This is a genomic window from Bacillus sp. FG16, from assembly GCF_057809515.1.
On the sequence record NZ_JBMDKC010000266.1, the window covers coordinates 1 to 1,123 of the forward strand.

At 35.5% G+C, this 1,123-nt stretch carries 2 protein-coding genes; one reads left to right on the plus strand and one right to left on the minus strand.

Going from position 1 to position 1,123, the window contains the following annotated elements; genetic code table 11:
- The coding region (locus ACODS7_RS32170; RefSeq protein WP_488828624.1) for an ArsR/SmtB family transcription factor at positions 1-173 on the minus strand (173 nt) is incomplete at its 3' end.
- 146 nt (positions 174-319) lie between these two features.
- Between ACODS7_RS32170 and ACODS7_RS32175 the strand changes: the two genes are divergently transcribed.
- Positions 320-1,123 (plus strand): DUF4158 domain-containing protein (locus tag ACODS7_RS32175; protein ID WP_488828622.1); only part of this gene is annotated, 804 nt, incomplete at its 3' end.

Genomic DNA, 1,123 nt, shown 5'->3' on the forward strand with positions numbered 1-1,123 from the left:
TTATGAAGATGTTGTGAAACCGTAGATTGCGGTAATGTTAAAATCTGTTGTAATTGGGTAACATTTAAAACCTTTTTCCTTACTAATTGATAGACAATTTGTAGACGGACAGGATGTGCGAATACCCTCAGTATTTCCGCACTTCGTTCGAGTTCATGCTCATTGAGCTCCATATGGCTTAGTCACAGGGTTCTTGCTGTAGACCGCAAAGTAGCTATTCGTATACATCAAAGTGAAGCCAATTTTGGCTTTTTTTATTGTTTATTTTTTCCTAAACTAAAAGTATAGATAGTTATTCTATATAAAGGGAGAGACAGGCATGAAGAAGAATTGGACAGAAGATGAATTATTAGAACATTTTATTTTGGTTGACATCGAGCGCAAACTGATTGGTAATAAGACGGGGGCCAGTCGTCTTGGTTTTACTGTTCTATTGAAGTATTTTCAGCATGAAGCTAGATTCCCAATAAAGAAAAGTGATGTTCCAAAAGCAGTGATTGAATATATCGCAAAACAACTTAACCTTTCTTCAAATTTATTTGATGAGTATCGTTGGGGATCAGAAGAAAGAAACTATACTTACCATAGAAAACAAATTCGAGATTTTTTTCAGTTTAAAGAGTTTACTCATACAGAAGGAGAGCGGCTGGAACAATGGTTAAAAGAACAAATCGTCTTTACTCATGATACCGATTACTTAATAAATCAAGTGTATTATCTCTTTCGTAAGTGGAAAGTAGAACCTCCTTCTATTGGAAGTATGAAGCGCATGATTGATTCTGCTATTCATACATTTGAACAGAAGTTGTATCAAGAAACGTACCAGCAACTGTCCATTCAAACTTGCCATCATATAGATAATCTTTTGGAATCTCATGATTATCAAGAAGGAAACAAAGAAGACCAAAACATGATAACTTTTCGACAATTACTATCTTCCCCCCACAAACCTAGTGTTGCTACCATGGAGATAGAGCTTAAAAAATTACTTACTATTCGTCACCTTCACATCCCAGATGGTCTATTTCATCATTTACCTCCTAAATTAATCACAAAGTACCAAATACGTGCAGCGACTGAGACAATAACAGAATTACGTGCGCATCCTGCACCTATTCGTTAT